The organism is Leclercia sp. LSNIH3, assembly GCF_002935105.1.
In the GTDB taxonomy this organism is placed as follows: domain Bacteria; phylum Pseudomonadota; class Gammaproteobacteria; order Enterobacterales; family Enterobacteriaceae; genus Enterobacter; species Enterobacter adecarboxylatus.
This window is the reverse complement of sequence record NZ_CP026387.1, coordinates 2111472-2132992: the sequence shown is the minus strand read 5'-3', so window position 1 is coordinate 2132992 and position 21521 is coordinate 2111472. Positions and strand designations below refer to the sequence as shown.

The window sequence follows — 21521 nt, the reverse complement described above, 5'->3', positions numbered from 1 at the left end:
CTATGGCAGGAAATAAACCCTTCAACAAACAGACTGAGCCCCGCGAGCGCGATCCGCAGTTAGCCGGGTTAAAAGTCCCGCCGCACTCGATTGAAGCGGAACAGTCGGTGTTGGGCGGTTTAATGCTGGATAACGAACGCTGGGACGATGTTGCCGAGCGCGTTGTCACCGACGATTTCTATACCCGCCCGCACCGCCATATCTTTACCGAGATGGCGCGTCTGCAGGAGTCGGGCAGCCCGATTGACCTGATCACGCTCGCGGAATCGCTGGAGAGACAGGGACAGCTGGAATCCGTTGGCGGCTTCGCCTATCTGGCCGAGTTATCGAAAAATACCCCAAGTGCGGCGAACATCAGCGCCTACGCCGATATCGTGCGCGAACGTGCGGTTGTGCGCGACATGATCTCCGTTGCCAACGAAATCGCAGAAGCCGGTTTCGATCCGCAGGGGCGTAACAGCGACGAGCTGCTCGATCTGGCCGAATCCCGGGTATTTAAAATCGCGGAAAGCCGCGCCAATAAAGACGAAGGGCCAAAAAACATTGCCGAAGTGCTGGACGCCACCGTCTCGCGTATCGAGCAACTGTTCCAGCAGCCGCATGACGGGGTAACCGGGGTTAACACCGGCTATGACGATCTGAACAAAAAGACCGCAGGTCTGCAGCCTTCGGATCTGATTATCGTCGCCGCGCGTCCGTCGATGGGTAAAACCACCTTTGCGATGAACCTCGTCGAAAATGCGGCGATGTTGCAGGATAAACCGGTTCTGATTTTCAGTCTGGAGATGCCCTCCGAGCAGATCATGATGCGTTCTCTGGCCTCGCTGTCGCGCGTGGATCAGACCCGCATTCGTACCGGCCAGCTGGACGACGAAGACTGGGCGCGGATCTCCGGCACCATGGGCATTCTGCTGGAAAAACGGAACATCTATATCGATGACTCCTCCGGCCTGACGCCGACGGAAGTACGTTCCCGCGCGCGCCGCATTGCCCGCGAGCATGGCGGCATTGGCCTTATCATGATCGACTACCTCCAGCTGATGCGCGTTCCGTCCCTGTCGGATAACCGTACCCTGGAGATTGCCGAAATCTCCCGCTCGCTGAAGGCGCTGGCGAAAGAGTTGCAGGTGCCTGTTGTGGCGCTGTCGCAGCTTAACCGCTCTCTGGAACAGCGTGCCGATAAGCGCCCGGTAAACTCCGACCTGCGTGAGTCTGGCTCCATCGAGCAGGATGCTGACCTCATCATGTTCATCTACCGTGATGAGGTGTATCACGAGAACAGCGATCTTAAAGGCATCGCAGAAATTATTATCGGTAAGCAGCGTAACGGCCCGATCGGTACGGTGCGGCTTACCTTTAACGGCCAGTGGTCACGCTTTGATAACTATGCGGGCCCGCAATACGACGACGAATAGCGCTTCCTCATCCTTCACGCCGCAGGGGCGTTGACTGCGCCCGCTCACCCCGGCTTACTAAGCTCCCGGGGTGAACGGGCTTGTCACGTGACTCGGCTGCGTCCTCGCCCCTTCGGGGCCAGCGCAGGCGCTGTTCAAAAACGTGATAGCGTTTTTGTTCTGCATCGTGAATGATTCTGGAGAGTCTTTTTATTAAGGAATTCAAATGCAAGCGGCAACTGTAGTCATTAACCGCCGCGCTCTGCGACACAACCTGCAACGCCTGCGTGAACTGGCTCCCGCCAGCAAACTGGTTGCAGTCGTGAAAGCGAACGCTTACGGACACGGTCTGATCGAGACCGCGCGAACGCTCCCTGATGCAGACGCCTTTGGCGTCGCCCGTCTCGAAGAAGCCCTGCGCCTGCGCGAAGGGGGGATCACCCAGCCAATACTGCTGCTCGAAGGCTTCTTTAATGCCGCCGATCTGCCAACCATCGCCGAAAAACAGCTGCATACCGCCGTGCACAACAGAGAGCAGCTCGAGGCGCTGGAGAACGCGGTGCTCAGCGAGCCGGTTACCGTGTGGATGAAGCTCGACACCGGCATGCACCGCCTCGGCGTGCGCCCGGAGCAGGCTGAGGCTTTTTATCAGCGTTTAAGCCAGTGCCAGAACGTTCGCCAGCCGGTCAATATCGTCAGCCATTTTGCCCGCGCCGATGAGCCGGAATGTGGCGCGACCGAACAGCAGCTCGATATCTTCAATACCTTCTGTGAAGGCAAGCCGGGCTTACGCTCGATAGCGGCCTCCGGCGGTATCTTGCTCTGGCCGCAGTCCCACTTCGACTGGGCGCGTCCGGGCATTATTCTGTATGGCGTTTCACCGCTGGAGGGCAAACCCTGGGGGCCGGACTTCGGTTTTCAGCCAGTGATGTCACTCACTTCCAGCCTGATTGCGGTGCGCGAGCACAAAGCCGGTGAACCGGTGGGCTACGGCGGCACCTGGGTCAGCGAGCGCGACACCCGTCTGGGCGTGGTGGCGATGGGCTATGGCGACGGTTACCCGCGCGCGGCCCCATCCGGTACGCCAGTGCTGGTCAATGGCCGCGAAGTGCCTATTGTCGGCCGTGTCGCGATGGACATGATCTGCGTTGACCTCGGGCCAGAGGCGCAGGAGAAGGCGGGCGATCCGGTGATCCTGTGGGGAGAAGGTTTACCCGTGGAGCGAATCGCGGAAATTACAAAAGTGAGTGCTTACGAACTTATCACCCGACTGACGTCGCGGGTGGCAATGCACTACCTCGACTGATATCGACTTTCCCTCAATTCTGTATGAGTGAGAAACCCGCACGGACTGCTCTCTCTCCCTTAGGGAGAGGGCTGGGGTGAGGGGGAGCATGCGACTGAGGTGATTGTTCCGTTCACCTTAGGTTCTACACTTCTCTGCCAGCCGCGTCGCGGTGCACTCAGCTTATGCCTTCAGGCTTTCGGGTCGGGCACCAGCCAGCATCCCTGCAGGCTATGCCCTCCCGGCGCATCCCTGTGCCTCGCCCCGGCCTTCCGGAAACGCTTCGACGATTTTCAGCCGGACCAGGGAGTCGCTGTAAGTTATTTATCCCCTTAGAACGCCGACATGGCTTTAAGGGCAATAAAATACTGGGGAGCCCTCGGCCTTTTAGAGCCAGAGTGAGGGGAAACAGGCCGCACCGCAGGTTCTGTCGCCCACACCTCATCTTCCTTAACATCCTCTCGATCTTCTGCCGCTTCCGGTTTATTGTTGAATTCCCTGCCTCATTATTACCCGGAGAACCATCGCGTGTTCCAGAAAGTTGACGCCTATGCTGGCGACCCCATCCTCTCCTTAATGGAGCGTTTTAAAGAAGATCCGCGCGGCGATAAAGTTAACCTCAGCATCGGTCTTTATTACAACGAAGCCGGCATTATTCCGCAGCTGCAGGCGGTGGCCAAAGCCGAAGAACGTCTGAACGCTACGCCGCACGGCGCCTCGCTCTATCTGCCGATGGAAGGGCTGAACAGCTATCGTCACACCATTGCCCCGCTGCTGTTTGGTGCAGACCATCCGGTGCTGGTGGAAAAGCGTGTCGCCACCATCCAGACCCTGGGCGGCTCAGGCGCGCTGAAGGTTGGCGCAGACTTCCTGCACAAATATTTCCCGGAATCCGGTGTCTGGGTGAGCGACCCGACCTGGGAAAACCACGTCGCCATCTTTGAAGGCGCGGGCTTCACGGTGAACACCTACCCGTGGTTTGACGATCAGAGCAATGGGGTGCGCGTTGGTGCGTTACTGGAAAAACTGAGCACTCTGCCGGAACGCAGTATCGTGCTGCTGCACCCGTGCTGCCATAACCCGACCGGTGCCGATCTGACTAACGATCAGTGGGATGCCGTAATTGAGGTGCTGAAAGCGCGCAACCTGATCCCGTTCCTCGACATTGCCTATCAGGGCTTTGGTGCCGGGATGGAAGAGGACGCCTATGCCATTCGCGCCATCGCCAGCGCTGGCCTGCCGGCACTGGTCAGCAACTCCTTCTCCAAAATCTTCTCCCTGTATGGCGAGCGTGTGGGTGGCCTTTCCGTGGTCTGCGAAGACCAGGACGCTGCCGGGCGCGTGCTTGGCCAGCTGAAAGCCACCGTGCGTCGTATCTACTCCAGCCCGCCAAACTTTGGTGCGCAGGTCGTGGCGACCGTACTGGGCGACGACGCACTCAAAGCCGAGTGGCTGGCGGAAGTGGAAGCGATGCGTACCCGTATCCTTTCCATGCGCCAGACGCTGGTCGATGTGCTGAAAGAGGCGGTGCCGGGGCACAACTTCGACTACCTGCTGCAGCAGCGCGGCATGTTCAGCTACACCGGCTTCAGCGCGCAGCAGGTGGATCGCCTGCGCGATGAGTTTGGCGTCTACCTGATTGCCAGCGGACGTATGTGCGTGGCAGGCCTGAACAGCAGCAACGTTCAGCGCGTGGCGCAGGCCTTTGCCGCTGTAATGTAAGTACTTACTCGCGGCCTCCTTGCGTTGACGAAGGGGGCCGCAATCAGGAAACCCCGCGCTGTGATATCCCTCCTTTTATTACGCCTTTAATGAAGAATTTCCTTTCATTCCCCTCCCGCTGCGGTTATTTTCGATGTGGTTTTTGACCATCCGCTCAAAAATAAACAATAACGGTTTGAATATTCAGGGGTTAATATGCGCAAGATCACACTGGCTTTCAGCGCTGCCTGCTTATTACTCTCGCTTAGTCACCCGGTAGTCGCGCGCCCCTCATCACCCCCACCGTTATATACCGGTACCAACGCCGCCAGACTGGCCGAACAGGAGCCGATCCATTGGGTGTCTGTTACCCAGATAGAAAACAGCCTGATGGGACGTCCGCCCATGTCAGTGGGATTTGATATTGATGACACCGTCCTGTTCTCCAGCCCGGGCTTCTGGCGGGGTAAAAAGACCTGGTCACCGCAGAGCGAGGATTACCTGAAAAATCCGGCCTTCTGGCAGCAGATGAACAACGGCTGGGATGAGTTCAGCATTCCGAAAGAGGTGGCCCGCGCGCTGATTGCCATGCACGTAAAGCGTGGCGACAGGATCTGGTTTATTACCGGGCGTCATCCTAGCCGAACCGAAACCGTCACCAAAACCTTGCAGGACGCCTTTCTGATCCCCGCCGCGGCCATGAACCCGGTCATTTTTGCCGGTGACACATCGGGCATAAACAACAAAGCGTTGTGGATGGAGCAGAAACAGATCAAGATTTACTACGGCGACGCCGATAGCGACATCGCCGCAGCTCGCGAGGCAGGCGCCAGAGGCATTCGGGTGCTGCGCGCCTCCAACTCGACGTACAAACCGCTGCCGCAGGCAGGGGCGTTTGGCGAAGAGGTGATCGTCAATTCAGAATACTGAGTGCCCGGGACGGAAAAGTCGCTTTTTTAAGCAGATTTACCCGCTACGGGTTTTACCTTTCGTCGTATTGCTGCACACTTAGAAGGATTATCCTGTAACACGGAGCAGCACATGTGGTATCAGCAAACCCTGACCCTGCGCGCCAGGTCTCGTGGTTTTCACCTGGTGACGGACGAGGTCCTTGGACAGATCCGCGATCTTTCCCGCATCAACGTCGGTTTACTGCATCTTTTGCTGCAACACACGTCAGCCTCTCTCACGCTCAACGAGAATTGCGATCCCACCGTCCGTTCCGATATGGAGCAGCATTTTCTCAAATCCGTTCCCGACGGTGCCCGCTGGGAACATGATGATGAGGGGCCAGACGACATGCCTTCCCATATTAAATCCTCCATGCTGGGCGTCTCTCTGCTGCTGCCGGTGAATCATGGCCGCGTGCAGCTGGGCACCTGGCAGGGGATCTGGCTGGGAGAACATCGTATCCATGGCGGTTCGCGCAAAATTATCGCTACGCTACAAGGGGAATAATGATGACAATTTCGGAGATACTTCAGTACTGCATGAATAAGCCGGGTGCGGAGCAAAGCGTGCACAGTGACTGGAAGGCAACCCAGATTAAAGTCGCAGACGTGCTGTTTGCGATGGTGAAAGATGTGGAGGGGCGTCCGGCGGCCTCGTTAAAAACCAGCCCGGAACTGGCGGAGCTGCTGCGCCAGCAGCATACCGATGTGCGTCCCAGCCAGCACCTGAATAAAGCCCACTGGAGCACGGTCTACCTGGATGGGTCGATACCGGATTCGCAGATTTACTACCTGGTGGATGCCTCTTACAAACAGGCGGTGGAACTGCTGCCGGAGATGACCCGGCAGCAGCTTTCGGTGTAACTACTTCAAAAGAGGCTTAAGGAAGCGGGCCGTGTGTGAGGCTTCGCATTCCGCGACGGTTTCCGGGGTGCCGGAAACCAGGATTTCGCCGCCGCCGCTGCCGCCTTCCGGGCCGAGATCGACAATCCAGTCCGCGGTTTTAATCACGTCCAGGTTGTGCTCAATCACCACGATGGTGTTGCCCTGATCGCGCAGCTGGTGCAGCACGTCGAGTAACTGCTGGATATCGGCAAAGTGCAGACCGGTTGTTGGCTCATCCAGAATGTATAGCGTCTGACCGGTGCCGCGCTTGGACAGCTCACGCGCCAGCTTCACGCGCTGCGCTTCACCGCCCGACAGCGTGGTCGCCGACTGGCCCAGACGAATGTAGGTCAGACCGACATCCATCAGGGTCTGGAGCTTACGCGCCAGCGCCGGAACGGCATCAAAGAACTCACGTGCTTCTTCAATGGTCATATCCAGCACTTCGTGGATGGTCTTGCCTTTGTACTTAATTTCCAGCGTTTCGCGGTTATAGCGCTTGCCTTTGCACTGGTCGCACGGCACGTAGATATCCGGCAGGAAGTGCATTTCGACTTTGATCACCCCATCGCCCTGACAGGCTTCGCAGCGACCACCGCGCACGTTAAAGCTGAAACGACCTGGCGTATAGCCGCGCGAACGCGATTCCGGCACGCCAGCAAAGAGTTCACGTACCGGCGTAAAGACACCGGTATAGGTCGCCGGGTTAGAACGCGGAGTACGACCAATCGGGCTTTGATCGATATCGATCACCTTGTCGAAATGCTCCAGACCGGTAACGTCGCGATACGGCGCTGGCTCAGCCAGGGTCGCACCGTTCAACTGCGTCTGAGCAATCGGGAACAGGGTATCGTTGATTAGCGTCGATTTACCGGAACCTGACACACCCGTAATACAGGTGAACAGGCCAACCGGCAGGGTCAGCGTGACGTCTTTCAGGTTGTTGCCACGCGCCCCGGTGAGCTTCAGCACTTTTTCCGGATTCGCAGGCACGCGCTGTTTCGGCACTTCAATCTTGCGCTTGCCGCTCATGTACTGGCCGGTCAGGGATTCCGGTACCGCCATAATAGCGTCCAGCGGCCCTTCTGCCACAACCTGACCACCGTGGACGCCAGCCCCCGGGCCGATGTCGATCACGTGGTCGGCCGCACGAATGGCATCTTCGTCATGCTCAACCACAATCACCGTGTTACCGAGGTTACGCAGGTGGATCAGCGTGCCGAGCAGGCGTTCGTTGTCGCGCTGGTGCAGGCCGATAGACGGCTCATCCAGCACGTACATCACCCCGACTAAGCCCGCACCAATCTGGCTCGCCAGACGGATACGCTGCGCTTCGCCGCCGGACAGGGTCTCTGCCGAGCGGGAGAGGGTCAGGTAGTTCAGGCCGACGTTGACCAGGAACTTGAGGCGATCGCCGATCTCTTTCAGCACTTTCTCGGCAATTTGCGCACGCTGACCGGAGAGCTTCAGGTTGGTGAAGAAGTCCATCGCGTGGCCGATGCTCATGTCCGAGATGGTCGGCAGCGGCGTGTTTTCAACATACACGTGGCGCGCTTCGCGACGCAGACGGGTGCCGTCACAGGTCGCGCAGGAGCGATTGCTGATGAACTTCGCCAGCTCTTCACGTACCGCGCTGGATTCCGTCTCTTTGTAACGGCGCTCCATGTTGTGCAGCACGCCTTCGAACGGATGACGGCGTACCGAGGTATCGCCGCGATCGTTCATGTATTTGAACTCGATGTTCTCTTTCGCGGAACCGAACAGGATCACCTTGTGTACGGTTGGGCTGAGGCTACCCCACGGCGCTTCGACGTCGAATTTGTAGTGTTCCGCCAGCGACTTCAGCATCTGGAAGTAGTAGAAGTTACGCTTATCCCAGCCGCGGATCGCGCCGCCTGCCAGCGACAATTCCGGGTTCTGGATCACCCGGTCAGGATCGAAATACTGCTGCACGCCCAGACCATCGCAGGTCGGGCACGCGCCCGCCGGGTTGTTGAACGAGAACAGACGCGGTTCCAGCTCGCGCATGCTGTAACCGCACACCGGGCAGGCAAAGTTGGCCGAGAAGAGCATTTCGTCTGCTTTCGGGTCGTCCATATCGGCAACCACGGCCGTACCGCCGGAGAGATCCAACGCGGTTTCGAACGACTCCGCCAGGCGCTGAGTCAGATCGTCACGCACCTTAAAGCGATCGATGACCACTTCAATGGTGTGTTTCTTTTGCAGCTCCAGCTTCGGCGGATCGGAAAGATCGCACACTTCCCCGTCAATACGGGCGCGGATATAGCCCTGGCTTGCCAGGTTTTCCAGCGTTTTGGTGTGCTCGCCTTTACGCTCTTTAATGATTGGTGCCAGCAGCATCAGGCGTTTGCCTTCCGGCTGCGCCAGCACGTTATCCACCATCTGGCTGACGGTCTGGGCCGCCAGCGGAACATCGTGATCCGGGCAGCGCGGCTCGCCCACGCGGGCATACAGCAGACGCAGGTAGTCATGGATTTCGGTGATGGTCCCGACGGTGGAACGCGGGTTATGGGAGGTCGACTTCTGCTCAATAGAGATGGCCGGCGATAACCCTTCGATATGGTCGACGTCCGGTTTTTCCATCAGCGACAGGAACTGGCGCGCATAAGCAGAGAGCGATTCGACGTAACGACGCTGCCCTTCGGCATACAGGGTGTCGAAAGCCAGTGAAGATTTGCCTGAGCCTGAAAGCCCGGTCACGACGATCAGTTTGTCGCGAGGGATGACGAGGTTGATATTCTTGAGATTGTGGGTGCGGGCGCCCCGAACTTCTATCTTATCCATTCACCTTTCCCGGTAGGTAGATACACGGAATGCCTGGTTTGTTTGAAGGACAACCGGCAGAAACGATTAATTATGACACAAATTGACCTGGCTGGATATACAGTATTGGAATGCAAATTCTGGTGACTTGTGCAACAATGTATCCTTCGTGAGAACTCTGGAAGATGCTTCGAAACTATCGAAAGACCACGTGGAAATGGTACACTCGCGCGCTACACTCTTTTCAGACAAGTTTTCAGGAGACACGATCATGGCCAGCAGAGGCGTAAACAAGGTGATTCTCGTCGGTAATCTGGGCCAGGACCCGGAAGTACGCTATATGCCGAGTGGTGGTGCAGTGGCCAACATTACGCTGGCTACTTCCGAATCCTGGCGTGATAAAGCGACCGGCGAGATGAAAGAGCAGACCGAATGGCACCGCGTTGTGCTGTTTGGCAAACTGGCCGAAGTGGCCGGTGAATATCTGCGTAAAGGCTCCCAGGTCTATATCGAAGGCCAGCTGCGTACCCGTAAATGGACCGATCAGTCCGGCGCAGAAAAATACACCACTGAAGTGGTGGTAAACGTCGGCGGCACCATGCAGATGCTGGGTGGCCGTCAGGGCGGTGGCGCACCAGCAGGTGGCGGCCAGCAGCAGCAGGGCGGTTGGGGTCAGCCTCAGCAGCCTCAGGGCGGCAACCAGTTCAGCGGCGGCGCGCAGTCTCGCCCGCAGCAGCAGCCGTCTGCACCAGCGCAGTCTAACGAACCGCCAATGGATTTCGACGACGATATCCCGTTCTGATAATCAGAACCTGCGTTTCGCAACAACAAAAAACCCAGACCGCGGTCTGGGTTTTTTATTTACAGTTTTTCTTTTCAGAATGTCTCGCCCACAGGCATCAGGTGTACATCATTGGCCAGTCTGGTGGCGTATGGCTCATCGCCTCGACCATTACCGCTTTAACGTTATTCCAGATCGCCGCCACATCCAGCAGGGTGATACCCAGCAGGCCGGTGGCAAACCAGCATGCCGCCGCCAGACCCAGACAGGTGCTGATCACCGCCAGAACGGCGTAATCCGATTTACGAAACTGAATGTTCAGCGTGCTGGCCAGAAACATCAGCACCGCGCTCAACAACTCCCAGCGTGCAAACACAACGCCAGTGGTAATAGCTGCCATAAAAACGATCCTCAAAGATAACCGCCGCCGGGTAAAGCGCGACGTTGCCCACACACTGTGGCAAACTGGCTATCGGCAGGCTCAGACTGACAACAATGAAACAATGTTTCTTGTTACATAAGATGTGTGAACTATATCACATTTGTTCTTTTATTCGCCACTGGGCAAATGCATAAAAATAGCGATTTTTAAACCATGCTGTCAGCATGGTTATAATTGCTTGAAATATATATTTAGTCTGCCATGCGCTGTATTTATGATAACTTTGCTGATAATTCATCAGGATAAGAAAACATGTACAGAGCGAAGGCCGATGTACAATATTTACAGCCTCAGAGGTATGGATTATGCTTCTTCCGGTTGCTTAATATGTTCGTAATAAATAAATCAGGCTTGAGCTTTTTTTCTGTTTATTCTTTTTTCTTTTAATTTTACACACGCGTCTCTGGAAGATTCTCGGATTCATGTATCTGACTGAATGTCATTTCATTCCTGATTAATTCGTTGCGGTATTTCTGTCTCGTTAATGAGCTGCGAATAAACAATGAAGCAAGTAAATCGAGAAAATATTAATGACAGTACCCGGGCCTTGCATGCATTAGCTAAATTAATGCCAAAACTATCCTCCCATGCCACCTTAACGTCTCTGCTGGAGACGATAAATTATACCTTTGGCGCCCAGCTCAGCTGGGTAATGATGCAGGATGAGACGGGCCAGCCGCAGCTGGTCAGTGCCGGTGAGTTAACCTGCCATCCGCTGGAAATTAATGCTTTTCTTGCCAGCCTGTTATTGCAACGTCATCAGCGTTCATGGCAGACAATCGGCTGGAAAGAGAATACCGGCACGCTGATATTCCCTCCCGGCCATCCGGGACACCATCAATTACAGTGCGGGGTGCTGTGTAAAATGGCCCCGCATCAGCACGGCTACTTCTTCCTTGGGTTTACGCAGCCGCAAAGCCCCCTCACTGTGCTGAAAGAGGTGGTGATTATCCTCGTGGAAAAGCTGAAGGATGTTGTCACCGGGCTTGTCGCCCGAGAGCGCACGGCAAAAGAGATGCAGCGGATGATAGCCCAGTACAAAACACTGTTTGAACGGGCGCCGGTGCTGATGAACTCGTTCGACAGAAATAGCCGCTGCGTGTTGTGGAATGCCGAATGCGAAAAGGTGTTTGGCTGGACGATGGCGGAGATCAACGCCCATCCCGATCCGCTGGCGCAGTTTTATCCTGACCCGGAGATGCGTCGCCGGGTGCATGAGTCGGTCAACACCACCCCGCTGAACGACATGTACGAATGGCACCCGGTGCGCCGGGACGGGATGCAGCTGACGATCCTGTGGTCGAACATTTCCCTGCCGGACGGCTCAATCCTCAATATCGGGCTTGATATTACCGCCCGTAAAAACGCGGAGCGGCTTCTGGAAATGAAGGCCATGACCGACGATCTGACGGGCTGCTTAAATCGTTTTGCCATCCTGCAGCAAATTGCCGTTGCCCTTGAAGCCAGCCAGCGACAGGAGGCCGACAGCTACTTCTCAGTCCTGATGTTTGACCTGGATTTCTTCAAACAGATTAATGACCAGTGGGGCCACCTGGTGGGGGATGCCGCGCTGGTGCACTTCTGCGACTGCCTGCGGGCGCTGATCCCCCCAGATGCAGCGCTGGGCCGGGTGGGTGGAGAAGAATTTTTACTGCTGTTGCCGAAGACCCGCAGCGACACGGCGGTGCAGCTTTCCACCCGTCTCCGCCAGGCGCTGACCGTGACGCCGCTTAACGTGGGCACCCGAATGCTGACCCTTTCCTTTAGCGCAGGGGTCGTGGAGGTGAGCGGCGAACCGCACGATACCTCCTCGCTACTCATTAGCGCAGATAAGGCACTTTACGATGCCAAACGCGCGGGAAGAGGAAAAACAATCGTCGCGGTTGATTATTTATAAATCACTTTAATCATTATCATGGGATAAATAGCACAAAATCTCATGATGAAGTTGCGCTTTTTACATGCTGTAGGTAGTTTGAGTTAATCGACGACATTCTGTTGAGTTATCCGGGAGCCTGGCTTTCGACACCGGTAATTATTTTACTTAATAACCAGGAAACGAATACTTTCAGTTTGGCTTACGGACAAATATTATCGGCATAACCAAATATTAGGTTATTGGTGTTAAAAGTCAGTTGCTAACTTCGCATGATTCATGCAACGTAATCACCTGTTTAGCAAAGCATCCGGCCTTCATGATTACAGGCACATAAAAAGCAGGGATATAGGGCGGAAATGAATCGTAACGCACGGGACAAGGTGCTGAGGATAGTCGGGGTTATCATGGTAGTTTTGCTACCTGTGATGCTTGCGCTATGGTTTGCCCAGCAACGCGCGATTAACGAAACAAGCAGCCAACTTCGTTCCTTTGCAAAACTCGCTTTAGACAAAACTGAACTGGTCATTCAGCAGGTTGAGCTGGCTCGTCATGCTGCCGAACAGTATTCGGGCGATATTTGCACGCCGGCACACCGACAAAATATGTTGAATATCGTCCGGGGGCGACTCTACATTGCTGACCTGGTGTATGCGCAAGGCCGTGAATTCCTTTGCTCAACGACGAGCACCCCCGAGAATCCGTATACCATTTCCGCCGCCAATTACCAACGCCAGCCTGACGTCTCTATCTATTATTACCGCGACACCCCGTTTTATGAGGGATATAAAATGACCTATATGCAGTTAGGTCATTATGTGGTGGTGGTTAACCCCCTGACGTATAGCGAAGTAATGTCTTCTGACCGATCCCTGGCGTGGGGAGTATTTGATACGGTCACCAATACCTTTTTCTCCGCCAGTGAACAGGCTAATCAGAGTGAATTGAAAACCCAGATTAGCAATGACGATCTTATATTCCAGAATGAAGGCCGTTTTTATACGATTGTTCGCTCGGACAAGCGCCCGATTGCCGCCATTGTCTCAACGACTAATCAACGTTTTTATGAAGTCCTTTATCACCAGGCGACATTAACTCTGCCGCTGGGGATGATCAGCAGCATTATTATTTTATTAATGTGGTCGAGAACACGACGCGAATTTAATTCTCCGGGGCGCTTATTGCATCGGGCATTAAATAAAAGACAGCTTTGCCTGCACTACCAGCCCATTATCGATATCAAAACCAATGTCTGTGTCGGGGCTGAAGCGTTATTGCGCTGGCCGGGTTTTAACGGCCCGGTAATGAGTCCGGTAGAATTTATTCCGCTGGCAGAAGAAGAGGGCATGAGCGAGCGCATTACCGACTATGTAGTGGAAGAAGTCTTCAGCGATCTGGGTCCGTTTCTCGCCTGCAATCCGCATATCTATATCTCCATTAACCTGTCGGCAACGGACTTCCACTCTTCACGCCTGATTGCGATGATCACCGATAAAGCCCGCCACTACAATGTCCGGGCGCAGCAAATCAAAATTGAAGTGACCGAGCGTGGGTTTATCGACGTGCCGAAAACGACGCCGGTAATTCAGGCGTTTCGTCAGGCGGGTTATGAAGTGGCGATCGATGATTTTGGTACCGGCTATTCCAACCTGCACAACCTCTATTCGCTGAACGTCGATATCCTGAAAATCGATAAATCTTTTATCGATACCCTGACGACCAACAGCACCAGCCACCTGATTGTCGAGCACATCATCGAAATGGCTCAAAGCCTGCGCTTAAAAACCATCGCCGAAGGGGTGGAAACACCGGAACAGGTCACCTGGTTAAACAAGCGCGGCGTGCAGTATTGTCAGGGCTGGCACTTCGCGAAGGCGATGTCGCCGCAGGATTTCATGACCTGGCAGCAACAGCCTGTCGCGGCATCACTCGCCCACAGTCACTAGTTCAGCTGATGACGATAGTCGCTGGGAGTACGATCAAACTCGCGGCGGAATACGCGGGAAAACGTCTGCTGGGAGACATAGCCCAGATCCATGGCGATATCAAAAATAGGGCGCTGGGTGGTGCGTAACGCCTGAGCCGCCAACAATAATCTGCGTTGCCGAATGTACTCGCCCAGCGTCTGGTGCATGACGGCGCGGAACATTCTCTGTAAATACCATTTCGAGTAACCCGACTTTTTAGCCACCACATCAATACTCAAGGGTTGATCGATATGGTCATCCATCCATTCAATAAGTGTCTGAATAATTTGTTGATGCGACATAGAGCAGCCTCTTTCTGGTTACACCTGTATCGGTTAATTCGTCGTTTTGTCTGCGGGCGAGTATAATTCCTCAAGTTAACTTGAGGTAAAGAGGTTTTATGGAAAAGAAATTACCGCGGATTAAATCGCTGCTGACGCCGGGCGAGGTGGCAAGGCGTAGCGGCGTGGCGGTGTCGGCTCTGCATTTCTATGAAAGCAAAGGGTTAATTAAGAGTATCCGCAACACGGGCAACCAGCGCCGTTATACCCGCGATGTGCTGCGCTATGTGGCGATCATCAAGATTGCCCAACGCATCGGGATCCCGCTGGCCACCATTGGCGAGGCGTTCGGCATCCTGCCTGAGGGGCATACGCTGAGTACAAAGGAGTGGAAAGCACTCTCGTCACAGTGGCGCGATGAGCTGGATCGGCGCATTCATACCCTGGAGGCGCTGCGCGACGATCTTGACGGCTGTATTGGCTGCGGATGCCTGTCGCGCAGTGACTGCCCGCTGCGTAACCCTGGCGATAAGCTGGGCGAGCAGGGCACCGGCGCGCGGTTGCTGGAAGAAGATTAGCCCGACGCATAAAAAACTAAAGCGCCATACAGGCGCTTTAGTTTATTTCCGGTCTTTGTCTTTCTCTCTATCCCGCTGGTTCACAGGAGGGTTTCCCCCGACATCAACACCCCTCAGTCGAGCATGGTTTGGAGGTTCCGGTTTGTGCTGACAATTTAAGTCTAGGCCGGGAGGCCGGGTTTGCCAGTTCCACAGCGCACAAAATAGGCGAAATTTTTTCGCCAGGTTGTGCAATTTTCTATAGTTAGTGGGTAAGCCCAACTGGAGATGTCCATGATTAAGGTCCACCACCTCAACCAGTCCCGATCCCAGCGTGTGCTGTGGGCGCTGGAAGAGCTTTCTCTGCCGTATCAGATTGAACGTTATCAGCGTGATAAGACGATGATGGCACCCGCCGCATTGCGAAAAGTTCACCCGCTGGGTAAATCCCCGGTGCTGGAGGATAACGGCCTGATTCTGGCGGAATCGGGGGCGATCCTCGAATATTTGCAGGAGACCTACGATCCTACATCGCAGCTCAAGCCGCAGGATCGCGAGATGAAACTGCACTACCGCTTCTGGCTTCACTACGCGGAAGGTTCCCTGATGCCGCTGCTGCTGATGAAGCTGGTTTTCTCCAGCCTCGGTAAACCGCCGATCCCGTTTGGCCTGCGCTCGCTGGGCAAAGTGCTGGGGCAGGGGGTGCAAAAGGCGTATCTCAACCGTCAGCTGGAAACCCACGCCCGTTTTCTGGAGTCCTGGCTGAAGGATCACCGCTGGTTTGCCGGGGATAACCTCAGCATGGCGGACGTGCAGATGAGTTTTCCGGTGTTTGCCCTGCTGGAGCGTGGCGGCATCGCGGATCTCCCTTATCTGCAAACATGGATGAAAAACGTCGAAATGCGTCCGGCCTGGCAGCGGGCGATCCAGCAGGGCGGTCCGTTCGAAATCCCTGGCAAATCCTGAACGAACCCTGAAAATGTTATCAAATTGCGCATTCACGATAACGTTTGCGCATACTCTGGTTATTTCTTCACCGCCCCGCAGGAAAATAAGCGAAAAACGGCAAAGTTAAGTTGAAAATGCCCGTGTTCAGGACGGATAATCGTTTGCCTTTAATTCAACACCCGTTTTGTCAGCGTGAAGCTAAACGTTTGCTTTTTTTATGACGCCCCTCTTTGTCATAAACGCAGCACAGGGATATGACGTTTCGCTGGTCGTGGAGTGTCCATCACGCTGACCGACGACGATTATAATTTTCAGGGGATGTTTTCTATGTCTACGCCATCTGCGCGTACCGGCGGTTCACTCGACGCCATGTTCAAAATTTCTGCCCGCGGCAGCACCGTGCGTCAGGAGATCGTTGCCGGTCTGACGACCTTCCTGGCCATGGTCTACTCGGTGATCGTGGTGCCGGGCATGCTGGGCAAAGCCGGTTTCCCACCGGCGGCGGTCTTTGTCGCCACCTGTCTGGTTGCCGGTGTCGGCTCCATCGTGATGGGTCTGTGGGCCAACCTGCCGCTGGCAATTGGCTGCGCCATCTCACTGACCGCCTTCACCGCGTTCAGCCTGGTGCTGGGCCAGCAGATCAGCGTCCCGGTTGCGCTGGGCGCCGTGTTCCTGATGGGTGTGCTGTTCACCATCATCTCTGCCACCGGTATCCGCAGCTGGATCCTACGTAACCTGCCGCAGGGCGTTGCGCACGGCACCGGCATTGGTATCGGCCTGTTCCTGCTGCTGATTGCCGCCAACGGCGTTGGCCTGGTGATCAAGAACCCGCTGGACGGTCTGCCGGTTGCGCTGGGTGATTTCGCCAGCTTCCCGGTGATCATGTCGCTGATTGGCCTGGCGGTGATCATTGGTCTGGAAAAACTGAAAGTGCCGGGCGGCATCCTGCTCACCATTATTGGCGTCTCTGTTGTGGGGCTGATTTTCGATCCCGCGGTACACTTCTCCGGTGTATTTGCCATGCCATCCCTGAGCGATGAAAACGGCAACTCGCTGATTGGCAGCCTGGATATCATGGGCGCGCTGAACCCGGTTGTCCTGCCAAGCGTGCTGGCGCTGGTGATGACCGCGGTCTTCGACGCCACCGGTACCATCCGCGCGGTAGCGGGCCAGGCGAACCTGCTGGATAAAGACGGTCAGATCATCGATGGCGGCAAAGCGCTGACCACCGACTCCCTGAGCAGCGTCTTCTCCGGTCTGGTGGGTGCTGCGCCAGCAGCGGTATATATCGAATCGGCGGCGGGTACGGCGGCAGGCGGTAAAACCGGTCTGACGGCGATCACCATCGGCGTGCTGTTCCTGTTGATCCTGTTCCTTGCCCCGCTGTCCTATCTGGTTCCGGCGTACGCAACTGCCCCTGCGCTGATGTACGTTGGCCTGCTGATGCTGAGCAACGTGGCTAAAATTGATTTTGCCGACTTCGTTGACGCGATGGCCGGGCTTATCACCGCGGTGTTCATCGTGCTGACCTGTAACATCGTTACCGGCATCATGATCGGCTTCGCATCACTGGTGATCGGGCGTATCGTCTCCGGTGAATGGCGTAAGCTGAACATCGGTACGGTGGTGATTGCCGTGGCGCTGGTAGCGTTCTACGCGGGCGGCTGGGCTATCTAAGCTGTCAACTGCGCAAACAGACGGGTGGCTAAGGCCGCCCGTTTTTATTTTCGGAACACATCTTGTTGCCTTATGCGTTACTCTGAGGGAGATACACTGTGGCAAGATGCCAGTGATGTAAACGTACCAAAACCTCGCAAACAGGGAACGCATGGAAATCTTCTTCACAATACTCATCATGACCCTTTTGGTCTCCCTCTCCGGGGTAGTTACCCGCGTACTGCCCTTCCAGTTACCGCTGCCGCTGATGCAGATCGCCATCGGTGCTCTGCTGGCATGGCCGACGTTCGGATTGCATGTCGAGTTTGATCCTGAACTGTTTCTGGTGCTGTTTATCCCGCCTCTGCTGTTTGCCGACGGCTGGAAAACCCCGACGCGGGAATTTCTTGAGCATGGGCGCGAGATCCTGGGGCTGGCGCTGGCGCTAGTGGTGGTCACCGTGGTGGGGATTGGTTTTCTCATCTACTGGGTGGTGCCGGGGATCCCGCTGATACCGGCCTTTGCGCTGGCGGCGGTGCTGTCGCCCACCGATGCCGTGGCGCTGTCCGGTATCGTTGGTGAAGGACGCATTCCGAAGAAAATCATGGGTATTTTGCAGGGCGAAGCCCTGATGAACGACGCCTCCGGCCTGGTGGCGCTGAAGTTTGCCGTCGCCGTGGCGATGGGCACCATGATCTTCACCATCGGCGGGGCATCCGTTGAATTCTTGAAAGTGGCGATTGGCGGCATTCTGGCCGGGTTTGTGGTGAGCTGGCTGTATGGCCGTTCGCTGCGCTTCCTTAGCCGCTGGGGCGGCGACGAGCCTGCCACGCAAATCTTACTGCTGTTCCTGCTGCCGTTCGCCTCTTATCTGATTGCGGAACACATTGGCTTCTCCGGCATCCTGGCGGCGGTGGCGGCCGGGATGACCATCACCCGCTCCGGTGTCATGCGCCGCGCGCCGCTGGCGATGCGCCTGCGCGCCAACAGCACCTGGGCGATGCTGGAGTTTGTCTTCAACGGCATGGTGTTCCTGCTGTTGGGTCTGCAACTGCCGGGGATCCTCGAGTCCTCGCTGGTGGCGGCCGAGGCCGACCCGAATGTTGAAACCTGGATGCTGTTTACCGACATCGTGCTGATTTACGCCGCGCTGATGCTGGTACGTTTCGGTTGGCTGTGGACGATGAAAAGATTCAGCGTGCGTTTCCTGAAAAACAAACCGATGGAGTTTGGTTCCTGGACCACGCGTGAGCTGCTGATTTCCACCTTCGCCGGGGTGCGTGGGGCCATTACCCTCGCCGGTGTGCTTTCCATTCCGCTGCTGCTGCCGACTGGCGATGTCTTCCCGGCGCGCTACGAGCTGGTGTTCCTGGCGGCAGGGGTGATTCTGTTCTCCCTGTTTGTTGGCGTGGTGATGCTGCCGATCCTGCTGCAACATATGGAGGTGGGCGACCACGTTCAGCAGCATAAAGAGGCGCGTATCGCCCGGGCAGCAACGGCTGAGGTGGCGATTGTCACCATCCAGAAGATGGAGGAGCGTCTGGCCGCCGATACCGAAGAGAACATCGATACCCAACTGCTGAAAGAGGTGAGCTCGCGGGTGATTGGTAACCTGCGCCGCCGTGCCGATGGCCGCAACGACGTGGAAAGCTCGTTGATGGAAGAGAACCTTGAACGCCGCTTCCGCCTGGCTGCGCTGCGCTCGGAACGCGCAGAGCTGTACCACCTGCGTGCCACCCGGGAGATCAGCAACGAGACGCTGCAAAAACTACTGCACGATCTCGATTTGATGGAAGCGTTGTTGATAGAGAAGCAGTAGGGTGAGTGCGGTCTGATGCTTTGACCCCGGCCCTCTCCCACAGGGAGAGGGTGCAAACACTAAAAACGGTAACCTGGCGGTTACCGTTTTGCGTTTACCCCGGCACCCAAAACCCTTCGCAGCATTTCAGCCAGGCCTGGGCGCTGTGCGACAGATACACTCCCTCCCGCCAGATCATCCCCAACTGCCAGTGCAGGTCGCTCTGCAGCGGGATCCAGCGCAACGTGTTTTTATCCAGCCGCTCGCAGATGGGCTGCGGCAAAATCGCGATCCCAACCCCCGCCTGAACCATCGCAGCCAGAAAGTCCCACTGTCCACTGCGCACCGCGATGCGCGGCTTAACACCGTGCTGGCTGAACAGCTGCATCAGCTGGCGGCTGAGGGCAAAATCTTCGTTGTAGATCAGCAGCGGGTGCTCGGCCAGCAGTTCAGGATTAATGGTGTCGAGGGTCAACCAGTTGCCGGAGCGCGGCACCAGCACGCACAGCGGGTGGCTGAACAGCGGCAGTGCCGTCAGACCGCTGTCCTCCTCCACGGGCAGGGCGGTCATCGCCAGATCCAGCTCGCCGTTGATCACCGCCTGCTGGACGGTTAAGCCACCAAATTCAGAAATTTTCAGCTCCACGCCGGGATAGCGCTGGCGAAACAGGCCGATAGGCCCGGCCATCATCATCCCCACCATCGGCGGAATACCGAGGCGTAATATGCCTTTGTTAAGGTGGTTGATGTCGCCAAGCTCCGCCTCCAGCTGGCGAAATTCCGCGAGGATCGCCAGACCGCGCTCAAACACCACCCGACCGGTGTCGGTTAACAGCAGCTTACGCCCGTCGCGGATCAGCAGGGTACAGTTCAGTTCATCTTCGAGGTTTTTCAGCATTTTGCTGATGGTGGGTTGGGTGACAAAAAGCTTCTCCGCAGCGCGGGTGAAACTCTGCTGGCGTACCACTTCGACAAAGTAACGCAGCGTGCGTATGTCCATGACTATTCCTCGAAACTATACCTTTGATGATTTTAATTCATTTCAGTCAATTACGGGCGCTGACTATACTGGCGCTCCGTCTCATTTTGAGGAAATCCCCCATGACCGTGGCGTTAGGTCGCGTTACGCCTGCCGTCGTGCAACGACTCCAGGTACCGGTTCAGGTACTGCTTTACGCGGGTCTTTTTGTCTTCGCTGAATACCTTGTTGGCTGGCTACATCTGCCGCTGCCGGCCAATCTGGTCGGGATGGTGCTGATGTTCAGCCTGATCCTCTGCCGCGTTATTCCCCTGAATTGGGTGCGGGCAGGCTCACGCTGGCTGCTGGCAGAAATGCTGCTGTTTTTTGTGCCCGCGGTGGTGGCGGTGGTGAATTACGTCCAGCTGCTGATGGTGGATGGCTGGCGCATCTTTGCGGTGATCGCCCTGAGCACGCTGATGGTGCTGGGTGCCACCGCGTGGGTGGTGGATAAAGTCTATCGCTTTGAGATCGGCAGGCAGAAACATGACTAACTTTCAGGTCAGCGTGCTCTGTCTGGTGGTCACGCTGATTATCTATTTCGCCAACAAGCGCCTGTATCGTCGCTTTCGCAAACTTCCCCTGATGCCGCTGGTCTTCACCCCGATTTTGCTGGTAATGATGCTGGTGTGGGGGCATATCTCCTGGCAGAACTATATCGGTGAAGCGCACTGGCTGCTGTGGCTGCTCGGCCCGGCGACCATCGCCTTTGCGGTGCCCGTGTACGACAACCTCGCGGTGATCAAACGCCACTGGATGTCGCTTTCGGCCGGGGTGATCACCGCCACGGTGGTGGCCGTCACCAGCTCGGTCTGGCTGGCGCGGTTGTTTACCCTGTCGGATGAGATCCAGCGCAGCCTCGCGGTGCGTTCCGTCACCACGCCCTTTGCGCTGGCCGCGGCAAAACCGCTCGGCGGGCAGCCGGATCTGGTGGCGCTGTTTGTGGTTGTCACCGGGGTGTTTGGCATGGCGGTGGGGGACATGCTGTTTTTGCGGCTCTCGATCCGCGAAGGGATGGCGAAAGGGGCCGGATTTGGTGCCGCCTCCCATGGCGCTGGCACTGCCCGCTCCTATGAGCTGGGCCAGCAGGAGGGAGTGGTCGCCAGCCTGGTGATGATGCTCTCCGGCGTGGTGATGGTGCTGGTGGCACCGCTGGTGAGCTGGTTAATGTTCTGAGTCTTGCCCGGCGGCACGGCGC

The 21521-nt window shown here is 56.3% G+C and carries 19 protein-coding genes; 15 read left to right on the top strand and 4 right to left on the bottom strand.

Annotation, left to right across the window (positions count from 1 at the left end; genetic code table 11):
• The first annotated feature begins 2 nt into the window (after nucleotides 1-2).
• The 6 genes from dnaB (at nucleotide 3) to C3F35_RS10310 (ending at nucleotide 6194) form a co-directional block, all read left to right on the top strand.
• Nucleotides 3-1415, top strand: a complete 1413-nt coding sequence (gene dnaB, locus C3F35_RS10335; protein WP_032615986.1) for a replicative DNA helicase — start codon at nucleotides 3-5, stop codon at nucleotides 1413-1415.
• A 205-nt stretch (nucleotides 1416-1620) separates the two neighbouring features.
• On the top strand, nucleotides 1621-2700 hold the full coding sequence (alr, locus tag C3F35_RS10330; RefSeq protein ID WP_059308947.1) for an alanine racemase: 1080 nt from the start codon (nucleotides 1621-1623) through the stop codon (nucleotides 2698-2700).
• 507 nt (nucleotides 2701-3207) lie between these two features.
• Nucleotides 3208-4401 carry an aromatic amino acid transaminase gene (gene tyrB / locus C3F35_RS10325; protein WP_032615989.1) on the top strand — a complete coding sequence of 398 codons (1194 nt, stop codon included), beginning with the start codon at nucleotides 3208-3210 and terminating at the stop codon, nucleotides 4399-4401.
• Nucleotides 4402-4596: 195 nt separating this feature from the next.
• Nucleotides 4597-5310, top strand: coding sequence for an acid phosphatase AphA (aphA, locus tag C3F35_RS10320; protein ID WP_103793479.1), 714 nt, complete (start codon nucleotides 4597-4599; stop codon nucleotides 5308-5310).
• Between the two features lie 111 nt (nucleotides 5311-5421).
• The gene (locus C3F35_RS10315) at nucleotides 5422-5838 is read left to right on the top strand and encodes a secondary thiamine-phosphate synthase enzyme YjbQ (RefSeq protein ID WP_032615993.1); all 417 of its coding nucleotides are present in this window, start codon (nucleotides 5422-5424) and stop codon (nucleotides 5836-5838) included.
• 2 nt (nucleotides 5839-5840) lie between these two features.
• A complete protein-coding gene (locus tag C3F35_RS10310; RefSeq protein WP_032615995.1) occupies nucleotides 5841-6194 on the top strand; it encodes an MmcQ/YjbR family DNA-binding protein in 354 nt (117 codons plus the stop codon).
• Here the strand turns inward: C3F35_RS10310 and uvrA are convergent, their stop codons facing one another.
• Nucleotides 6195-9020: an excinuclease ABC subunit UvrA gene (gene uvrA / locus C3F35_RS10305; protein WP_032615997.1), complete on the bottom strand. Its 2826-nt coding sequence runs from the start codon at nucleotides 9018-9020 to the stop codon at nucleotides 6195-6197.
• Nucleotides 9021-9270: 250 nt separating this feature from the next.
• Between uvrA and ssb1 the strand changes: the two genes are divergently transcribed.
• The gene (gene ssb1, locus C3F35_RS10295; RefSeq protein ID WP_032615999.1) at nucleotides 9271-9801 is read left to right on the top strand and encodes a single-stranded DNA-binding protein SSB1; all 531 of its coding nucleotides are present in this window, start codon (nucleotides 9271-9273) and stop codon (nucleotides 9799-9801) included.
• 97 nt (nucleotides 9802-9898) lie between these two features.
• Here the strand turns inward: ssb1 and C3F35_RS10290 are convergent, their stop codons facing one another.
• Nucleotides 9899-10180: a YjcB family protein gene (locus C3F35_RS10290; protein WP_032616001.1), complete on the bottom strand. Its 282-nt coding sequence runs from the start codon at nucleotides 10178-10180 to the stop codon at nucleotides 9899-9901.
• A 610-nt stretch (nucleotides 10181-10790) separates the two neighbouring features.
• Between C3F35_RS10290 and C3F35_RS10285 the strand changes: the two genes are divergently transcribed.
• Together C3F35_RS10285 and C3F35_RS10280 are read left to right on the top strand one after the other, a co-directional pair.
• Entirely contained in the window at nucleotides 10791-12119 is a 1329-nt protein-coding gene (locus C3F35_RS10285; protein WP_223610485.1) for a GGDEF domain-containing protein, read from the top strand.
• A gap of 338 nt (nucleotides 12120-12457) precedes the next feature.
• Complete coding sequence (locus C3F35_RS10280; protein ID WP_032616005.1) at nucleotides 12458-14044, top strand: EAL domain-containing protein; 1587 nt, start codon at nucleotides 12458-12460, stop codon at nucleotides 14042-14044.
• On the opposite strand, the gene soxS is transcribed toward C3F35_RS10280, so the two are convergent.
• The gene (gene soxS, locus C3F35_RS10275) at nucleotides 14041-14367 is read right to left on the bottom strand and encodes a superoxide response transcriptional regulator SoxS (RefSeq protein ID WP_039031951.1); all 327 of its coding nucleotides are present in this window, start codon (nucleotides 14365-14367) and stop codon (nucleotides 14041-14043) included. The two genes, C3F35_RS10280 and soxS, sit on opposite strands and share 4 nt — an antisense overlap.
• Before the next feature lie 98 nt (nucleotides 14368-14465).
• On the opposite strand from soxS, the gene soxR reads away from it, so the two are divergent.
• The 4 genes from soxR to C3F35_RS10245 all read left to right on the top strand — a co-directional run bounded on the left by soxR (nucleotide 14466) and on the right by C3F35_RS10245 (nucleotide 19326).
• The gene (gene soxR, locus C3F35_RS10270) at nucleotides 14466-14924 is read left to right on the top strand and encodes a redox-sensitive transcriptional activator SoxR (protein ID WP_032616010.1); all 459 of its coding nucleotides are present in this window, start codon (nucleotides 14466-14468) and stop codon (nucleotides 14922-14924) included.
• Nucleotides 14925-15197: 273 nt separating this feature from the next.
• A complete protein-coding gene (locus C3F35_RS10265) occupies nucleotides 15198-15869 on the top strand; it encodes a glutathione S-transferase family protein (RefSeq protein ID WP_103793477.1) in 672 nt (223 codons plus the stop codon).
• A gap of 309 nt (nucleotides 15870-16178) precedes the next feature.
• A complete protein-coding gene (ghxP, locus tag C3F35_RS10255; protein WP_032616060.1) occupies nucleotides 16179-17528 on the top strand; it encodes a guanine/hypoxanthine transporter GhxP in 1350 nt (449 codons plus the stop codon).
• A 151-nt stretch (nucleotides 17529-17679) separates the two neighbouring features.
• Nucleotides 17680-19326, top strand: a complete 1647-nt coding sequence (locus C3F35_RS10245; RefSeq protein WP_032616015.1) for a Na+/H+ antiporter — start codon at nucleotides 17680-17682, stop codon at nucleotides 19324-19326.
• 94 nt (nucleotides 19327-19420) lie between these two features.
• Here the strand turns inward: C3F35_RS10245 and C3F35_RS10240 are convergent, their stop codons facing one another.
• Nucleotides 19421-20305 (bottom strand): LysR family transcriptional regulator, encoded by an 885-nt coding sequence (locus C3F35_RS10240; RefSeq protein ID WP_059308941.1) that lies wholly within the window; start codon nucleotides 20303-20305, stop codon nucleotides 19421-19423.
• 101 nt (nucleotides 20306-20406) lie between these two features.
• Here C3F35_RS10240 and C3F35_RS10235 point away from each other — a divergent pair, with 101 nt between their 5' ends.
• A complete protein-coding gene (locus C3F35_RS10235; protein ID WP_103793475.1) occupies nucleotides 20407-20817 on the top strand; it encodes a CidA/LrgA family protein in 411 nt (136 codons plus the stop codon).
• Nucleotides 20810-21499: an LrgB family protein gene (locus C3F35_RS10230; RefSeq protein ID WP_032616021.1), complete on the top strand. Its 690-nt coding sequence runs from the start codon at nucleotides 20810-20812 to the stop codon at nucleotides 21497-21499. The genes C3F35_RS10235 and C3F35_RS10230 overlap by 8 nt, the downstream gene beginning before the upstream one ends.
• The last annotated feature ends 22 nt before the right edge of the window (nucleotides 21500-21521 follow it).